The sequence below is a fragment of the Vibrio mediterranei genome, from assembly GCF_013364395.1.
GTDB lineage: Bacteria > Pseudomonadota > Gammaproteobacteria > Enterobacterales > Vibrionaceae > Vibrio > Vibrio mediterranei.
On the sequence record NZ_JABXGK010000002.1, the window covers coordinates 49,538 to 67,108 of the forward strand.

Sequence of the window (17,571 nt, forward strand, 5' to 3'; positions counted from 1 at the left end):
AGTCATTAAAAAGCATTAATTTACTGTCAGGATGACAGCAAGCTCAAAGGGAGAAAGGCAATGGCTCTTTACGATCCAAGTCTTGTAAAAGACAACTGTGGATTTGGTCTTATTGCGCATATGCAAGGTCAGCCCAGCCACAAACTGGTTCGCACCGCAATCTCAGCATTAGACCGCATGACTCACCGTGGCGGTATCAACTCAGATGGAAAAACAGGCGACGGATGTGGCCTACTACTCCAAAAACCGGATTCTTATTTTAAACTCATCGCAGAAGAAAATGGTTGGAACCTCGGCAAACAATACGCCGTAGGCATGCTATTTCTTTCCAAAGACCCGGTAAAAGCGCAGTCAGCGAAAGATATCATCAACCAAGAATTGTCACAGGAAACACTCACTGTTTCCGGTTGGCGAGACGTTCCCACCAATGATGACGTACTTGGTCCAATCGCACTGAACTCGGTACCCGACATCGTTCAAGTCTTTATTTCTGCACCCGCAGGTTGGCGTGAACAAGATGTTGAACGACGCTTATATATAGCCAAACGTCGCATTGAAAAGCGCATCATCGATGATGAAGATTTCTATATTTGTAGCTTATCGACGCAAGTGATCGTCTACAAAGGGCTGTGCATGCCAGCTGATCTTCCACGCTTCTATCTCGATCTTGCTGATCTCCGCATGGAGTCATCGATCTGCCTATTCCACCAACGTTTCTCAACGAATACTCAACCTCGCTGGCCATTAGCACAGCCATTCAGATATTTGGCGCACAATGGTGAGATCAATACTATTGAGGGGAATAGACAATGGGCAAAAGCGCGTGCCTACAAGTTCGCATCACCGCTCCTGCCTGACTTACAAACCGCTGCACCATTCGTGAATGAGACTGGCTCAGATTCATCCAGCTTAGATAACATGCTGGATCTGTTCCTGTCTGGAGGTATGGATATCTTCCGTGCCATGCGTATGCTTGTGCCACCAGCATGGCAAAATCACCCAGATATGGATCCTGATTTGCGTGCCTTCTATGACTTCAACTCCAAACACATGGAGCCATGGGATGGACCCGCTGGGATCGTATTATCAGATGGTCGCTATGCCGCATGTAACCTAGATAGAAACGGCCTACGTCCAGCGCGTTACGTGATTACCAAAGACAATTTGATTACCTTAGCGTCTGAAGTGGGTATCTGGGACTACGCGCCTGATGAAGTTGCAGAGAAAGGTCGTGTTGGCCCCGGCGAGCTGCTTGTTGTCGATACTCAACAAGGTGAGCTATGGCATTCAGAAGACATAGATAACGATCTAAAGAGCCGTCATCCTTACCGAGAGTGGATGGAAAACAACGTCCACAAACTGACCTCCTTTAGTGAATTACCGGACGACCAAGTCGGAGCTCGCAGTTTTGATGAACCCCTGCTGAAAACCTATCAAAAGCAGTTCGCTATGACGAACGAAGAGACGGATCAGGTATTACGTGTTTTAGGTGATATGGGCCAAGAAGCCGTCGGCTCTATGGGGGATGATACCCCAATGGCAGTCCTCTCTTCTAAAGAGCGCTTGGTCACCGACTATTTCCGTCAGAAATTTGCTCAGGTCACCAACCCACCAATTGATCCACTGCGCGAAAAGCATGTGATGTCATTGGCGACCAGTGTTGGTCAAGAGATGAATGTATTTTGTGAGACCGATGGTCACGCTTATCGAGTCACATTCGACTCTCCAGTACTCCTTTACTCTGATATGCAGCAACTCTTAGAGCTGAGTGATAAGCACTATCGCAATACTATTTTGGACATTAATTACGACCCAAATGAGAAAGATCTCAAGCAAGCTCTGCTTGACCTTTGCGATAGTGCCGAGAGCGTCATCAAGCAAGGAACCGTTTTATTGGTTCTCTCAGATCGAGCTCTAGTCAAAGGAAAACTACCTATTCCGGCAGCGATGGCCGTCGGCGCGGTGCAAACTCGTTTAATCGAAGCCAACTTACGTTGTGACGCCAATATTATCGTTGAAACTGCAACGGCCCGAGACCCTCACCAATTTGCTGTATTGCTTGGTTTCGGCGCTACGGCTATCTACCCTTATTTGGCCTACGAAGCACTTGGTAAACTGATCGATGATGGTGCTATTGATAAGTGCTACCGAGACGTGATGCAAAACTATCAATACGGTATCAATAAAGGTCTGTATAAAATTATGTCCAAGATGGGCATTTCCACCGTTGCCTCCTATCGCTGCTCTCAGCTGTTCGAAGCCGTTGGTCTGCACACCAATATCGTCGATCTTTGCTTCAAGGGAGTGACTACTCGTATTCAAGGTGCAAACTTCGAAGACTTCCAACAAGACCTGTTTAACCTTTCTAGAAAAGCATGGGCTAAACGCAAGCCTGTCGAGCACGGTGGACTACTAAAATATGTTCATGACGGCGAATACCACGCCTACAACCCAGATGTTGTTGGTACGCTGCAAAAAGCAGTGAAAAGTGGTGAATCATCTGATTATCAGACGTTTGCCAAACAAGTAAATGAACGTCCTGTGTCTATGCTGCGCGATATGATGGCGCTTAAAAAGTCAGACTCACCACTGGCACTAGACAAAGTCGAGCCGAATTCAGAGCTGTATAAACGTTTCGACTCTGCTGCAATGTCCATTGGTGCTTTAAGCCCAGAAGCTCATGAAGCACTAGCTATGGCGATGAATAAGCTTGGCGGATATTCTAATTCAGGTGAAGGTGGCGAAGATCCGCGTCGATTTGGCACTAATCGTAACTCTCGCATTAAACAAATTGCCTCTGGACGCTTTGGTGTCACGCCGCACTATTTGACTAATGCCGATGTATTGCAAATCAAAGTTGCTCAGGGTGCTAAACCCGGTGAAGGCGGACAGCTTCCTGGCCATAAAGTGACAGCGGAAATTGCCAAACTGCGCCATTCAGTACAAGGTGTTACCTTGATTTCCCCACCTCCTCACCACGATATCTATTCTATTGAGGATTTAGCACAGCTGATTTTCGACCTTAAACAAGTCAACCCAAATGCGCTCGTGTCAGTTAAGTTGGTGTCTGAGCCGGGAGTTGGCACTATCGCAACAGGAGTAGCAAAAGCCTATGCCGATCTTATCACTATTTCCGGCTACGATGGCGGCACTGCGGCTAGTCCACTAACGTCGGTCAAATACGCAGGTTGTCCTTGGGAACTCGGTCTGGCTGAAACTCAACAAGCTCTTGTTGCCAACAACTTAAGACACAAGATTCGTCTTCAAGTTGATGGCGGTCTTAAAACAGGGCTTGATGTAGTCAAAGCTGCAATTTTAGGTGCGGAAAGCTTTGGCTTTGGTACTGCACCAATGGTGGCTATGGGCTGTAAGTTCTTACGTATTTGTCACTTGAATAACTGTGCCACGGGCGTAGCCACTCAGGATGAGACCTTACGAAAAGAGTACTTTAAGGGCTTACCTGAAATGGTGGTCAACTACTTCACAGGTCTTGCTGATGAAGTAAGAGAGTTACTCGCTCAGTTAGGAGTAGAAAAGCTTACTGACCTTATCGGTCGTACTGATCTGCTCGAGAGTCTCGAAGGTATGACCGCGAAACAAGCCAAGCTTGACCTGTCGAATATCTTGGAGGCCCCTATCTCACCTCTTTCGCTGCCTTTGTACTGGACAGAGCCAAATCAGCCGTTCGATAAAGCACTGCTAAACCAAAAGATTGTCGAAGAAACGCAAGCTGCGGTCGAGGCTAAATCAGGTGGTAGCTTCTACTTTGATATCCGTAATACCGATCGCTCTGCAGGAGCGAGACTCTCAGGTGAAGTCGCCAAACGTTATGGCAACCAGGGGATGGCGAGTCGCCCTATTAAGCTTTACCTCGATGGTACAGCGGGTCAGTCTCTTGGGGTATGGAACGCGGGTGGTGTTGAAATCTATCTAACCGGTGATGCTAACGACTATGTAGGCAAAGGCATGGCTGGCGGTAAGCTGGTCGTGAAGCCGCATGTCGGTACAACATTCACTTGTAATGAGGCCACTATCATTGGTAACACCTGTTTATATGGCGCCACTGGCGGTAAGTTGTTCGCCGCAGGGACCGCTGGCGAGCGTTTTGGTGTTCGTAACTCAGGCACGATTGCAGTTATCGAAGGGGCAGGCGACAACGCTTGTGAGTATATGACTGGTGGCATCGTGGCGATTCTAGGTGCAACAGGCGTGAACTTCGGTGCCGGTATGACGGGCGGCTTTGCCTATGTGATGGATACTAACGAGGACTTTGAAGGGCGTGTGAACACCGAATCTGTCGAAGCTATCTCTTTATCCGATCTCTATATTCACCAAGAACACCTTCGTGGACTGATTGCCGAGCATTTAGAAGAAACCGGCTCTGTGCATGCTGAGAATATTCTGGCGAACTTTGATGAATGGATTCCAAAGTTCTACCTAGTCAAACCAAAAGCTGCGGATTTACGCACACTACTTGGTCATCAAAGCAGAAGCGCCGCTGAGCTGCGCGTTCAAGCACAATAATTGGAAGGAGCCAGAATTATGAGCCAGAACGTATACCAATTTATTGATGTGAACCGCGTCGACCCGGCTAAAAAGCCGCTCAAGGTTCGCAAAATTGAGTTTGTAGAGATTTACGAACCCTTTACGAAACAACAAGCAACCGCTCAAGCAGACCGATGTCTTGACTGTGGTAACCCTTATTGTGAGTGGAAATGCCCCGTTCACAACTATATCCCTCAATGGCTTAAGCTGGCGAATGAAGGACGAATCATTGAAGCTGTCGAGCTATCACATCAAACCAACAGTCTACCTGAAGTCTGCGGACGAGTTTGTCCACAAGATCGCCTTTGTGAAGGCTCGTGTACACTCAACGAAGATTTTGGTGCCGTTACTATAGGTAATGTCGAGAAATACATTACCGACAAAGCCTTTGAAATGGGCTGGAAGCCGGATATGTCCCATGTGGAGTGGACGGACAAGAAGGTGGCTATCATAGGTGCTGGCCCGGCGGGACTAGCCGCTGCCGATATCCTAGTTCGTAATGGTGTTAAGCCTGTTGTCTTTGACCGCTACCCAGAAATCGGCGGACTGCTGACCTTTGGTATCCCATCGTTCAAGTTGGAAAAGGATGTCATGTTAAACCGACGTCGAATCTTTAGCGAAATGGGCGTCGAGTTTCAGCTCAATACTGAAGTGGGTAAAGATATCGACATGGCAACACTAGTTAAAGACTATGATGCGGTGTTTTTAGGTGTCGGCACTTATAAAAACATGCGGGCAGGTCTGACAAATGAAGAGGCATCTGGTGTATTTGATGCCCTACCATTTTTGATTTCCAACACCTACAAAGTTATGGAGTTGGAAGCCTCTGATCCTTTCATTGATATGAAAGGTAAAAAAGTGGTCGTTCTTGGTGGTGGTGACACAGCTATGGACTGTGTCAGAACGTCTATTCGCCAAGGAGCTAGTAGCGTTGTCTGTGCTTATCGACGAGATGAGGCTAACATGCCGGGCTCCCGACGCGAGGTAAAAAATGCTCGTGAAGAAGGCGTGAACTTTATGTTCAACTTGCAGCCTCTAGGCATAGAGGTGGATGCCAATGGCAACACATGCGGCGTTAAAGTAGTGAAAACGGCACTAGGTGAGCCCGATGAGGCTGGTCGTCGGCGTCCAGAACCAGTAGAAGGCAGTGAACACGTTCTTGCCGCTGATGCTGTTATCATGGCGTTCGGTTTTCAACCGCACCAGATGTCATGGCTTGAACCTCACGGTGTAGAACTCGATCAATGGGGACGGATCAAAGCTCCAGCCTCTCAAGAATTTATGTATCAGACGACCAATGAGAAGATCTTCGCTGGTGGTGATGCAGTTCGTGGTTCAGATCTCGTGGTTACTGCCATTGACGAAGGGCGCAAAGCGGCAGAAGGCATACTAGACTTCTTAGAGGTCTAACACCAGACACGCCATTCCGATCTTCATCAATCAGAATGACCATTGTTTTCTTAGCCCAGCCTAGCTGGGCTTTTGTTTAAGGGATGATTATGACATTACCCAAGTGGCTTACACTTTCTTCAGTGATGATCCTAACCGCATGCGGTGCAGGTTATAAAACAACAACGGACCGGACAGAGCAACCCTGTGGCGATAGTCCTCGGTGTGTTTCAACTCAAGATAGCCGAGAAGAGTTTACACTTGCCCCATTCACATTGACGCCAAACACCAATATCAATCAGATAGAACAAGTCGCCTTAACCCTTCCGAATGCCGAAGTTGCGGCCAAAGAAGGCAATTATCTGCGAGTCGAATACACCTCCAGTGTTTTTCGCTATGTCGATGATATGGAGCTAAAAATTGAAGGAGACCAATTATTGGTTCGCTCCGAAGCTAGAATTGGCTATTACGACTTTGACGTGAACCGTGAAAGAGTTGAAGCATTTCGCCTCAAGTTGATCGAATCAGGACTGATTGAAGCAAACCCTTGAGTAATTGCTATAGCAATGGTTGGGCTGTGCAAAGACTATTGCTATACTGCACGCCAAATACGTTTTCCAACCTGAGAGAATCTCTATGAAAATCGGCGTAATTGGCGCAATGGAACAAGAAGTTTCCATCCTAAAATCAGCATTAACAAACCTTGTTGAAACTAAAAAAGGCGGTTGCACCTTCTTTACTGGTCAACTTAACGGTGCAGACATTGTCTTGCTACAGTCAGGTATTGGCAAGGTAGCGGCAGCTGTAGGAACAACGATTCTTCTTAGCGATTACCAACCTGATGTGGTTATTAACACAGGTTCTGCAGGTGGCTTTGAGTCTTCACTCAACCTAGGAGATGTCGTCATCTCCACTGAAGTTCGTCATCACGACGCTGATGTGACGGCATTTGGCTATGAAATTGGTCAGATGGCGGGTCAACCAGCGGCCTTCGCTGCCGACGCTAAATTGATGGAAACAGCAGAACAAGCGCTTGCACAGATGAAAGATAAGCACGCAGTACGTGGTCTAATTTGTACTGGTGATGAGTTTGTATGTCGTCCAGAGCGTCAAGAAACTATCCGTAAGAACTTCCCTGGTGTTATCGCTGTCGAGATGGAAGCATCAGCTATCGCGCAAGTTTGCCACCAGTTCAATACACCTTTCGTAGTGGTACGTGCTATCTCTGACGTGGCAGACAAAGAGTCACCAATGAGCTTCGAAGAATTCCTACCTTTGGCAGCGCAAAGCTCGTCTGAAATGGTAGTAAATATGGTGGATTTGCTTAAGTAACCCTTCAACTTAAGCCTCCTAAGGGAAATAAAACGCAAGGACTGCTGAATGAGCTCTTTTCTAGAGAGTTTATATGGAAATGGCGCACTACTGGTAATGTGGAGTGCGCTGTTATTTCATCTGCTAATTCCAATCCCCTCCGCCGCTCATCCTGTTCTATTTTGGCAGCAGATTGCTGCGCTAGTAGCAGGTAAAGTCAATTCCCCATCGTCAACAAACGAGCAACAACGCCTTGCGGGTTGGCTTGCCCTGTTACTAATGTTAGTCCCCACTAGCCTAGTACTTTGGGCTCTTGAGCCATTAGTTTGGAAGCCAGAATTCTATCAATTAGCCTTGCTTCTCTTGGCCATTGATTGGCGCAACAACGAACAGTACGCCCACAAACTTATTAATGCCCTCGCTCAAGAAGATAAAGCCAATGCGCGTAGACTGCTGTCAACCAAAGTAAACCGAGAGACCAACAACCTATCGCTTCTGGGCATAGGCAAGGCAGGCTCTGAAACTCTACTTCTGAGTTATGCTAGAAACGTAGTCGGCGTGCTATTTTGGTACGGCGTTAGTGGTGGTGTTGGCGCTTTGCTGTATCGACTGACTTTAGAGCTCGCTCGCAATTGGAGTCCTAGCCAAAAAGGCTTTGCTAGTTTCGGTAAACCTATTGCTTGGCTATTTTCACTGTTGGATTTCGCACCCCAGAAGCTGTTTTCAATACTCATGTTTGCTGGTCTGCCCATTACCTCTATTAAACACGCCATAATGCAAGCTAAATCGTGGCATAACCCAGTCACGGCTTGGCTCATCAGTGGCTGTGCACACCGTTTTGAGCTTGCTCTTGGTGGGCCAGCTATCTATCAAGGTGAAAAACTTCAGCGAGCACGTATCGGCGGAAAAGTAGCACCATCAGCTTATCACTTGGCCTTGTTGCAGAAACACATTGCTTGGCGTATCTATTTTTGGCTAGTGATGCAGAGCCTAGTCATGTTTATCATTCACAGAGGTTTCTAATTTCATGAAGAATTGGCTCATACTTGTCATTACTTTTTTGGCAACTCAACATGCTCTAGCAGACACACAACGTATTATCAGTTTAGCTCCTCATGCTACGGAACTGGCGTATGCCGCAGGACTTGGCGATAAGCTTATCGCAGTAAGTGAATACAGTGACTATCCAGAGCAAGCGAAAGAGTTGGAGCGAGTGGCCAATTACCAAGGTATCAAATTGGAACGAATCGTGGCTATGCAACCTGACCTCATTCTTGTCTGGCCAGCGGGAAACCCTGCACGTGAATTGGAGAAACTAGAAAAGCTGGGATTTAACCTATTTTACTCACAAACCAAAACTCTCGATGATATCGCTATCAACATCGAGAAATTAAGCCAATATGCCGATGACCCTTCCATTGGCTTAAACGCAGCCAAAGAGTTTCGTCGAGGTTTAGCGCAGTTAAAGCAAAAATATGACACAGAAACACCCGTTCGCTACTTTTACCAGCTAAGTGAAAAGCCCATTATCACCTTAGCGCAAGGCAGTTGGCCGAGCGAAGTGTTTGAGTTTTGTGGTGGTGAAAATATTTTTGCCGATAGCAAAGCCCCCTATCCACAAGTCAGCCCTGAACAAGTAATCGTTCGCCAGCCCCAAGCCATTTTTACTTCAGAACATGCCATTAAAAACGGCACCATGTGGCACAAGTGGCAGCAGGAGTTACCAGCAGTTAGCCAACATCATGTGTGGTCATTGACGTCTGACTGGCTAAACAGACCAACACCAAGAACACTTCTAGCCATACAACAGGTTTGCAAGTATCTGGATCAGGTAAGAACTCAATAATAATTGAGAGATGGATCACATTCAGCTACGAACCACTAGGCGCAATCGTTAAATCCCGTAAAATTGGCGAACTTTCCTTTTAATGCTTCAGTGAGAAACTAGCTGTGGACTCCATGCTCTATTTGGTCGACTTATTTGGTACGGCAGTGTTTGCGATATCAGGAGTGATACTTGCAGGAAGACTCAGGATGGATCCTTTTGGTGTAATGGTACTCGGTAGCGTCACTGCGATAGGTGGCGGCACGATTCGAGACATGGCACTCGGTGCAACGCCAGTTTTCTGGATCACCGACAACACTTACCTTTGGGTCATTTTCATCACCTGTATTGTGACCATGCTATTGATTCGCCATCCACGTCGACTTCCTTGGTATGTGTTACCAGTGTGCGATGCCGTTGGTCTTGCGGTTTTTGTCGGTATCGGGGTTGAGAAGTCAATGTTATTCCAAGACTCCTATATGGTTGCAGTCATTATGGGGGTAATTACCGGATGCGGTGGCGGTATTATTCGGGATGTACTGGCTCGCGAGGTTCCTATGGTACTGCGCCGTGAGGTATACGCAACAGCCTGTATCATAGGTGGTGTTTTCCATACCTCAGCTCTGTTACTTGGTGCTTCTTCAGAAGTAGCCTTCTTGTGTTGTATTGTTGCAACGCTGGTTATTCGCTTAGGCGCTATTCGCTGGCACTTATCCTTACCTACGTTTGCTTTAGATAAGTAACCTGATTACCAAAAGCTAGAGATAACAATCTCTAGCTTTTACTCTTCATTTTTCCCTTTCGCTTTAGTATGTTGGTTAATTCATCTTATCTCAGACCAATGACAGGGAAAGTCTATGGATGTCATCTTCAATCACGTTTCTTTTGACCGATCTGGTTCTATCTCTATTCCAGATTGGCGCATTCAATCTGGTGAGCATTGGGCAGTATTTGAAACCCAAGGCAATGTAGGCTCCTTATTAGGCGACTTATTGTGCCAAGAAATCCTTCCTAAAAAAGGGGAGATTCTTGGTTTACAAACCGGCATCGCACAAGTTTCTTTAGCAGAACAGCAGCGGTTACTTGAACTGGAAAATGCCAATGACGATACCGACTTTATGGATCGAATCGATTTTGGTCGTACCGTGGCTCAACTGGTATCCGAGTTTGCCAGCAACGAAACTGTAGCAGAGCAGTTGATTCAAGAGCTGGATCTTTTGCACTTAAGAGAGCGAGGCTTTAAGCAACTATCAACCGGCGAAACACGTCGCGTTATGTTAGCTAGAGCATTAGCAACCTCACCTAAACTGCTTATTTTGGATGAGCCATTTGTCGGCTTAGATACGTTGCATCGCAAAATGCTCGCCGACTACCTTCGCGACCTATCACTGCATATTCAATTGGTGGTGATCACCTCAAGGGAAGATGAAATCCCGGTTTGGGTTAATCATGTCGCGATGTTTGAAGATGGTACATTGACCGAGCAACTAAGCTACCAGCAATGGCGCGCTCACCCTGTCATTTCACAGCTACTGGCTCAATCTTCAGCTCAAAGCGAACAATGGCTTGCGCTAATTCGTAAGCATCAACATCAATCGAAGTTTCCAGACCCCTTGGTTAAAATTACCGATGGACACGTAGAATACGTCGACCAAAAAATATTCTCCGGCGTAAACTGGCAGATTAACAATGGAGAGCACTGGCAAGTTCGTGGACCAAACGGTTGTGGAAAAAGTACATTGCTCGGCATGATCTTTGGCGATCATCCACAATGTTATAGCAATGACATTCTGATTTATGGTTTGAAGCGCGGCAGCGGAGAAACCGTTTGGGACATCAAACAGCATACTGGCATGGTCTCTTCTGCACTTCACTTGCAATATCGTGTCAGTTGCAGCGCCTTGGAAGTCTTGCTATCGGGCTTTTTCGACTCTATCGGACTTTATGATAAGCCTAGCCAAAATCAGATAGATGCGGCGAAAGAGTGGTTAACGCTGCTTCATATGGAGCACTTGCACGACCGTTCTTTTAAGTCCCTCGAATATAGTCAACAAAGACTCCTTTTAATTGCTCGAGCTATTATCAAACAGCCTACTATCCTTATCTTGGATGAGCCTTATCAAGGGCTTGATTTTCTAGGCCGTAAGCTGGTGATGAATGCCCTCGATATGATAGCCAAAGAAAACTTAAGCCAGTTGCTCTATGTCTCCCATTATGTGGAAGATGAACTAGACAGCATTCACCATTTTGTCGATTTTATTAAAGATGAAGACGATGAATACTATCGCGTTGAACTCACACAGCCTATGTAGGAGATTGATATGTCAAACATCGCTATTGTTTACTTCTCTATGAGTGGAGCGACACGAGCACTCGCAAAAGCCATTCAAAGTGGCATCGAGTGTGCGCTCTGTAATGCCACTCTGTTTGAGATTGAGAGCCGTGATATTGAAGAGGGTCGTTACGTCAATAATCATTTACTTTCATCACTAAAGCACTTCGATGCTATTGTTTTCGGAAGTCCTACTTACATGGGCTCGGCCAGCGCTCAATTTAAGGCGTTTATGGATGCAAGTAGCGATGAGTATGTCCAACTCAATTGGCGTAATAAGCTCGCCGCAGGATTTACCATGGGCGGTAGTCTCAATGGTGAGCAGCAACAAACGCTGCTTGGTTTCTTTGCCTTAGCCTGCCAGCACGGTATGATCTGGGCAGGGTTAGATGTTTCAAAACACACAGATAACAAAGCTTTGAACCGCACAGGTTCCTCAATTGGCTTAGTGGCAAGCTACTATGACAATAAGCAAGTTCATCCTAATGACTTAGAAACTGCACATTACTTTGGTAGCCGAATTGCTGACTTAACCCACCAACGTCGTCATCAGGTTATGTTAGAATAATAAAATCTATTCCCAATTTTCATCAAAGCGCATGCTATTAGAAGGCATTGAGACCTTACTTGTGCTCTCACAAGAAAAAACCATGAGCCGTACTGGCAGCAGGCTATATATCAGCCAGTCGGCAGTCAGTAAGCGAATAGCCAATCTAGAGAGAAAACTTGGTAAAAAGTTAATCGAGCCAGAAGGGAGGCAAATAAAATTGACTCCTGACGCCCTCTCTCTTATCGATCGTGTTGGTCCAAGTCTGCATGAGCTTCGCGGATTAATTGCTGAAGAGCAGACCCTTGATGATCAAACGATTATTCGCGTAGATTGTTCGGAAACCTTAGTGGCAGGTTATCTCAGTGAAGTATTTCCCACGTTGCTGCTTAAAGACCCATTCCTCACCATTACCACCAACCATACGCCCCGAATCATTGAACACGTTAAAGCAGGGGACGCGGCGATTGGACTCTGTGCAGGGCATCTTAATAGTCGTCTTGGCCTGCATGCTACCCATCTATTCAACGAACCGTTTCGAGTCGTGAGCCATCAACCGCTTACCGCACCGCCCGCTAAACTCATCACTAACGACCTCAACAATCCGGCCAATACCTATCAAGCGGGCTTACTTCAACAAGCGGGTATTATTCCAAGCATGCAGATGGACTCCTATACTGCAGCAGCCCAGTTGGCAATCAAAGGTGTCTCTGCCGCTTTGGTTCCTTTATCAATTATAAAAACCCTTCACATTGATGAAGGGCTTTGCTTTGACTTCGATTTTCTTGCTACGTTGACACGTCCCGTGCACCTTGTTTATCGTCCTTCAGCACTGAAATTAGAACGAGTTAGAACAGTGATTGAAACCATTGAGGATGCTGTTCCCAAAGTAGCTTCAATGCCATGACCATTGACATGATCACAACCAATGGGCGGATGAATTTTTTCCCCTTAGATACAACGACCTTAGCTCCCATTCTGGCACCCAAAAAACCGCCAACTGCCATAACTAAGCCGATTTCCCAAACCGGTAAGCCTGCAATAATGAAAAAGATTAATGCGGCTAGATTGGAAGTAAAATTTAGTACTTTGGTTTTTGCTGTAGCGTGAACAATCGACAGTTGTGCGATGGCGACAAAACAAATGGTAAAGATAGAACCGGTACCCGGTCCAAAGAAGCCGTCGTAAAATCCGACACCAGTACCTACGGAAAAGGCAAATAGGGTTTCTGACATTTTAGGTTTGCCACCGCCCTCTCCTGCTTGTGGAGCCAGCAAAAAGTACAGAGAAATCCCCAGCAGTAAAACTGGAATCAAGCTCGTCAGCACCCCTGCATCAATATGCTGTACTAATTCAGCACCAACTGCAGATCCTATAAAAGTACATAGAATCGCAAGTCGCATTTCCTTGAGGTCAACAATACCATTGCGCACAAAATACCAAGTTGCCGAAAAACTACCAAATGAGCTTTGCAGCTTGTTAGTTGCCAATGCTTGGGTTGGGGGAACACCGACAGACAGGAGAGCAGGAAGAGTAAGCAACCCTCCACCACCAGCCATCGCATCAATAAAGCCCGCTAATCCTGCGACCAGGAAAAGGAGTCCAAGAATTTCTATTGTAACTTCCATTATGCTAACTCAACGTTAAATATCGTCTCATTTTACTCGCGACAAATATCAACACTAGCGAAATCATGGATACAAACCTATTCCCTTAAGGAATCAATTAGAAGTAGTAACTTAAGCCGATATTGACTGCATTACCTTTATAGGACTTGCTTTGAGCTAAAGAGACATATTCTAATGACCCTTTAAGTTTATCCGTAAAGGTATAAGAGACACCGGCACCTCCCGAAAAATACCCTTTCGTTTGACTACTTGCGGAATATTCTTTCGCAAAGTTGACCCCAGCTAAGGCGTAGATCGAAAAAGTGTCACTGAGTGGATAGCTTGCTTTGGCATAAATTTGCGACTGGTGTTGAGGCAAAGAACTTGTACGATTGAGTGCATAGAAATATCGCCCCTCAAGGGCAAAATGCTGATTGAGTGAGTACCCGGCCTGAAGTCCTAAATTACTAATATTGGAAGTCGATTTGTCAACGCTCTCATCCGCTGCTCGCACCGTACTATATATGGTACCTAGGTAAAAACTATCGTCAGCCAAAGCTGAAAAAGACAATGTCATTGCCGCCGTTAAGATGGATAAAGTATGTTTAATTTTCACTGCTAATTTCCTACGTTTTAATTAGGGGTAGGAATATAACGACTAAAATAATTGATTAAAAAACACTCTCTGAATAAAGAATGCGACACAAAAAAAGCCCGCTCAAATGAGCGGGCAATGAGGTTGTCTAAAAGGCAGGCGCTAGACCTGCTTCTTAGTTTTTATCTATTAAGCACTTTTTACTTGTGCGTGAAGCTCTTGAACCGATGTCACTGTCGACTTCGCATCTGCGGTATGAGACATACAGGTTGCAAACGCCGCATTTAGCGTTGTAGTGTAGTTCACTTTCTCCGCAAGCGCGCCACGACGTAGAACTTTTGAGTCCTCAATCGCTTGACGACCTGCTGCCGTGTTAACGATGTAGGTGTACTCGTTGTTCTTGATACGGTCTAGGATATGTGGACGACCTTCGTGTACCTTGTTTACAAGACGAGGGTTGATTCCAGCTTCACCTAAGATTACTGCTGTACCGTGTGTTGCATCTAGTTGGTAGCCAAGCTTAGTTAGCTTAGAAGCTAGGTCAACTACGCGCTCTTTATCACCTTCACGAACAGACAGTAGCGCACGACCACCTTCAGGGTAAACATTGCCGCAACCTAGCTCTGCTTTCGCATAAGCTTCAGCAAATGTCGCACCGACACCCATTACCTCACCAGTGGAACGCATTTCTGGGCCTAATAGTGGGTCAACGCCAGGGAACTTGTTGAATGGCAGTACCACTTCTTTCACTGAGTAGTAAGGAGGAATAATCTCTTTAGTGAAGCCTTGCGACTCTAGAGATTGACCCGCCATAACACGAGCAGCAATCTTAGCAATAGGTGCACCTGTTGCTTTCGATACAAACGGAACGGTACGCGCTGCACGTGGGTTAACCTCAATCAAGTAAACCTTGTTGTTCTTAACCGCAAACTGAGTGTTCATTAGACCACGAACACCCAACTCAAACGCTAGCTTTTCAACTTGCTCACGCATTGTATCTTGGATTTCTTGGCTTAGCGTGTATGCAGGAAGTGAACATGCTGAGTCACCAGAGTGAACACCTGCTTGTTCGATATGCTCCATAATACCGCCGATAACCACTCGCTCACCGTCACATAGTGCATCGATGTCAACTTCAACGGCATCGTCTAGGAAGCTATCTAGTAGCACAGGAGACTCGTTCGAAACACTCACAGCTTCGTTGAAGTAACGACGTAGGTCTTGCTCGTCATAAACGATTTCCATTGCGCGACCACCTAGTACATACGATGGACGAACAACCAATGGGAAGCCGATTTCACGAGATTTCTCTACCGCTTGCTCCATTGTCGTTACTGTTGCGTTTTCTGGTTGTAGAAGGCCAAGACGGTCTACCGCTACTTGGAAACGCTCACGGTCTTCTGCACGGTCGATAGCGTCAGGGCTAGTACCAATGATTGGCACACCAGCAGCTTCTAAAGCACGAGCCAGTTTCAGAGGCGTTTGACCACCGTACTGAACGATTACGCCCTTCGGTTTCTCTACTCGAGCGATAGCCAATACATCTTCCAGTGTAACTGGTTCGAAGTACAAACGGTCAGACGTATCGTAGTCAGTAGAAACCGTTTCTGGGTTACAGTTAACCATGATGGTCTCGTAACCGTCTTCGCGTAGTGCTAGAGACGCGTGTACACAACAGTAATCAAATTCGATACCTTGGCCGATACGGTTTGGACCGCCACCTAGGATCATTATTTTGTCTTTATCTGTTGGATTCGCCTCACATTCGTCATCATAAGAGGAGTACATGTAAGCGGTATCAGAAGAGAACTCAGCCGCACAAGTATCAACGCGCTTGTAAACTGGATGGATATCGTATTGGTCACGTAGGCGACGAATTTCACTTTCCGCTACACCTAGAATCTTAGATAGGCGCGCATCAGCAAAACCTTTACGCTTAAGCTTGTTTAGCTCTTGCTTATCAAGACCTGCAAAACCTTTCGATCGCAACTCTTGCTCTAGTTTCACAATCTCTTCGATTTGAACTAGGAACCAACGGTCGATTTGTGTCAGGTTGAAGACACCATCTACAGATAGACCAGCACGGAATGCGTCAGCGATATACCAAATACGCTCAGCACCAGCTTCTTTCAGCTCGTGGCGGATTTTAGACAATGCATCTGGAGCATCAAGGTCAACCATTTCGTCAAAGCCAGTCGCGCCAACTTCTAGGCCACGAAGCGCTTTTTGTAGCGACTCTTGTTGGTTACGACCAATCGCCATTACCTCACCAACTGACTTCATCTGTGTTGTTAGACGGTCGTTAGCGCCAGCAAACTTCTCGAAGTTGAAACGAGGAATCTTGGTCACTACGTAGTCGATAGTTGGTTCAAACGATGCTGGTGTTGCACCACCCGTGATATCGTTCATCAGTTCATCTAGTGTGAAGCCAACCGCTAGTTTCGCTGCAATCTTGGCGATAGGGAAACCCGTTGCTTTAGACGCTAGAGCAGAAGAGCGAGATACACGTGGGTTCATCTCGATGATAACCATACGGCCATCTTTCGGGTTGATACCAAACTGAACGTTTGAACCACCTGTTTCAACACCAATCTCACGCAGTACCGCTAGAGAAGCGTTACGCATTAATTGATATTCTTTATCTGTCAGCGTTTGCGCTGGTGCGACTGTGATTGAGTCACCCGTGTGGATGCCCATTGGGTCGAAGTTTTCAATCGCACAAACGATAATGCAGTTGTCCGCTTTGTCACGAACCACTTCCATTTCGTATTCTTTCCAACCGATAAGTGATTCATCGATAAGAAGTTCGTTCGTTGGGGAAAGGTCTAAACCACGGCGACAGATTTCTTCGAATTCTTCTTTGTTATATGCGATACCGCCACCAGTACCACCCATAGTGAAAGAAGGACGAATGATACAAGGGAAGCCAACCATATCAAGAACCGCGTACGCTTCTTCCATAGTTTTCGCAGTATCAGCGCGTGGACATTCTAGGCCAATTGATTTCATCGCTTTATCGAAGCGAGAACGGTCTTCTGCTTTATCGATAGCGTCGGCCGTTGCACCAATCATTTCCACACCGAACTCTTCAAGTACGCCGTGCTTCTCTAGGTCAAGTGCACAGTTCAGCGCGGTTTGACCACCCATTGTAGGTAGAACCGCGTCAGGACGTTCTTTAGCGATGATATTACGAACAACTTCCCACTGAATAGGTTCGATGTACGTCGCATCCGCCATGTCCGGGTCAGTCATGATTGTTGCAGGGTTCGAGTTCACTAGGATAACTCGATAACCTTCTTCACGTAGCGCTTTACACGCTTGTGCGCCAGAATAGTCAAACTCACAAGCCTGACCGATAACAATCGGGCCAGCACCAAGAATTAGAATACTTTTAATGTCAGTACGTTTTGGCATTCTCAA

At 46.3% G+C, this 17,571-nt stretch carries 13 protein-coding genes; 10 read left to right on the forward strand and 3 right to left on the reverse strand.

Annotation, left to right across the window (positions count from 1 at the left end; all coding sequences use genetic code 11):
• The first annotated feature begins 60 nt into the window (after positions 1–60).
• The 10 genes from gltB (at position 61) to HOP38_RS13720 (ending at position 12,856) form a co-directional block, all read left to right on the forward strand.
• On the forward strand, positions 61–4,524 hold the full coding sequence (gltB, locus tag HOP38_RS13675; protein WP_124940231.1) for a glutamate synthase large subunit: 4,464 nt from the start codon (positions 61–63) through the stop codon (positions 4,522–4,524).
• 18 nt (positions 4,525–4,542) lie between these two features.
• Complete coding sequence (locus tag HOP38_RS13680) at positions 4,543–5,955, forward strand: FAD-dependent oxidoreductase (protein ID WP_038223967.1); 1,413 nt, start codon at positions 4,543–4,545, stop codon at positions 5,953–5,955.
• A gap of 89 nt (positions 5,956–6,044) precedes the next feature.
• Positions 6,045–6,485 (forward strand): DUF1499 domain-containing protein, encoded by a 441-nt coding sequence (locus tag HOP38_RS13685; protein ID WP_038223970.1) that lies wholly within the window; start codon positions 6,045–6,047, stop codon positions 6,483–6,485.
• An 85-nt stretch (positions 6,486–6,570) separates the two neighbouring features.
• Positions 6,571–7,266, forward strand: coding sequence for a 5'-methylthioadenosine/S-adenosylhomocysteine nucleosidase (gene mtnN / locus HOP38_RS13690; RefSeq protein WP_006072892.1), 696 nt, complete (start codon positions 6,571–6,573; stop codon positions 7,264–7,266).
• Positions 7,267–7,314: 48 nt separating this feature from the next.
• Entirely contained in the window at positions 7,315–8,268 is a 954-nt protein-coding gene (locus tag HOP38_RS13695; RefSeq protein WP_124940232.1) for a cobalamin biosynthesis family protein, read from the forward strand.
• Positions 8,269–8,272: 4 nt separating this feature from the next.
• On the forward strand, positions 8,273–9,091 hold the full coding sequence (btuF, locus tag HOP38_RS13700; RefSeq protein ID WP_124940233.1) for a vitamin B12 ABC transporter substrate-binding protein BtuF: 819 nt from the start codon (positions 8,273–8,275) through the stop codon (positions 9,089–9,091).
• 113 nt (positions 9,092–9,204) lie between these two features.
• A complete protein-coding gene (locus HOP38_RS13705; protein ID WP_412104864.1) occupies positions 9,205–9,813 on the forward strand; it encodes a TRIC cation channel family protein in 609 nt (202 codons plus the stop codon).
• Between the two features lie 114 nt (positions 9,814–9,927).
• Positions 9,928–11,382 carry a molybdate ABC transporter ATP-binding protein ModF gene (gene modF / locus HOP38_RS13710; protein WP_124940234.1) on the forward strand — a complete coding sequence of 485 codons (1,455 nt, stop codon included), beginning with the start codon at positions 9,928–9,930 and terminating at the stop codon, positions 11,380–11,382.
• Between the two features lie 3 nt (positions 11,383–11,385).
• A complete protein-coding gene (locus HOP38_RS13715) occupies positions 11,386–11,970 on the forward strand; it encodes a flavodoxin family protein (RefSeq protein ID WP_198558351.1) in 585 nt (194 codons plus the stop codon).
• 31 nt (positions 11,971–12,001) lie between these two features.
• Positions 12,002–12,856 (forward strand): LysR family transcriptional regulator, encoded by an 855-nt coding sequence (locus tag HOP38_RS13720; RefSeq protein ID WP_038223974.1) that lies wholly within the window; start codon positions 12,002–12,004, stop codon positions 12,854–12,856.
• Here the strand turns inward: HOP38_RS13720 and HOP38_RS13725 are convergent.
• The 3 genes from HOP38_RS13725 to carB all read right to left on the reverse strand — a co-directional run bounded on the left by HOP38_RS13725 (position 12,798) and on the right by carB (position 17,565).
• Positions 12,798–13,577: a TSUP family transporter gene (locus HOP38_RS13725; protein WP_006072885.1), complete on the reverse strand. Its 780-nt coding sequence runs from the start codon at positions 13,575–13,577 to the stop codon at positions 12,798–12,800. The genes HOP38_RS13720 and HOP38_RS13725 overlap by 59 nt on opposite strands.
• A 97-nt stretch (positions 13,578–13,674) precedes the next feature.
• A complete protein-coding gene (locus HOP38_RS13730) occupies positions 13,675–14,172 on the reverse strand; it encodes a porin family protein (protein WP_124940236.1) in 498 nt (165 codons plus the stop codon).
• 168 nt (positions 14,173–14,340) lie between these two features.
• Entirely contained in the window at positions 14,341–17,565 is a 3,225-nt protein-coding gene (gene carB / locus HOP38_RS13735) for a carbamoyl-phosphate synthase large subunit (RefSeq protein ID WP_006072883.1), read from the reverse strand.
• Positions 17,566–17,571 lie beyond the last annotated feature (6 nt).

Bases quoted from the DNA above. Each gene is read 5' to 3' on its own strand.
- gltB (WP_124940231.1), top strand. From the start codon at position 61: ATGGCTCTTTACGATCCAAGTCTTGTAAAAGACAACTGTGGATTTGGT.
- HOP38_RS13680 (WP_038223967.1), top strand. From the start codon at position 4,543: ATGAGCCAGAACGTATACCAATTTATTGATGTGAACCGCGTCGACCCG.
- HOP38_RS13685 (WP_038223970.1), top strand. From the start codon at position 6,045: ATGACATTACCCAAGTGGCTTACACTTTCTTCAGTGATGATCCTAACC.
- mtnN (WP_006072892.1), top strand. From the start codon at position 6,571: ATGAAAATCGGCGTAATTGGCGCAATGGAACAAGAAGTTTCCATCCTA.
- HOP38_RS13695 (WP_124940232.1), top strand. From the start codon at position 7,315: ATGAGCTCTTTTCTAGAGAGTTTATATGGAAATGGCGCACTACTGGTA.
- btuF (WP_124940233.1), top strand. From the start codon at position 8,273: ATGAAGAATTGGCTCATACTTGTCATTACTTTTTTGGCAACTCAACAT.
- HOP38_RS13705 (WP_412104864.1), top strand. From the start codon at position 9,205: ATGCTCTATTTGGTCGACTTATTTGGTACGGCAGTGTTTGCGATATCA.
- modF (WP_124940234.1), top strand. From the start codon at position 9,928: ATGGATGTCATCTTCAATCACGTTTCTTTTGACCGATCTGGTTCTATC.
- HOP38_RS13720 (WP_038223974.1), top strand. From the start codon at position 12,002: ATGCTATTAGAAGGCATTGAGACCTTACTTGTGCTCTCACAAGAAAAA.
- HOP38_RS13725 (WP_006072885.1), bottom strand. From the start codon at position 13,577: ATGGAAGTTACAATAGAAATTCTTGGACTCCTTTTCCTGGTCGCAGGA.
- carB (WP_006072883.1), bottom strand. From the start codon at position 17,565: ATGCCAAAACGTACTGACATTAAAAGTATTCTAATTCTTGGTGCTGGC.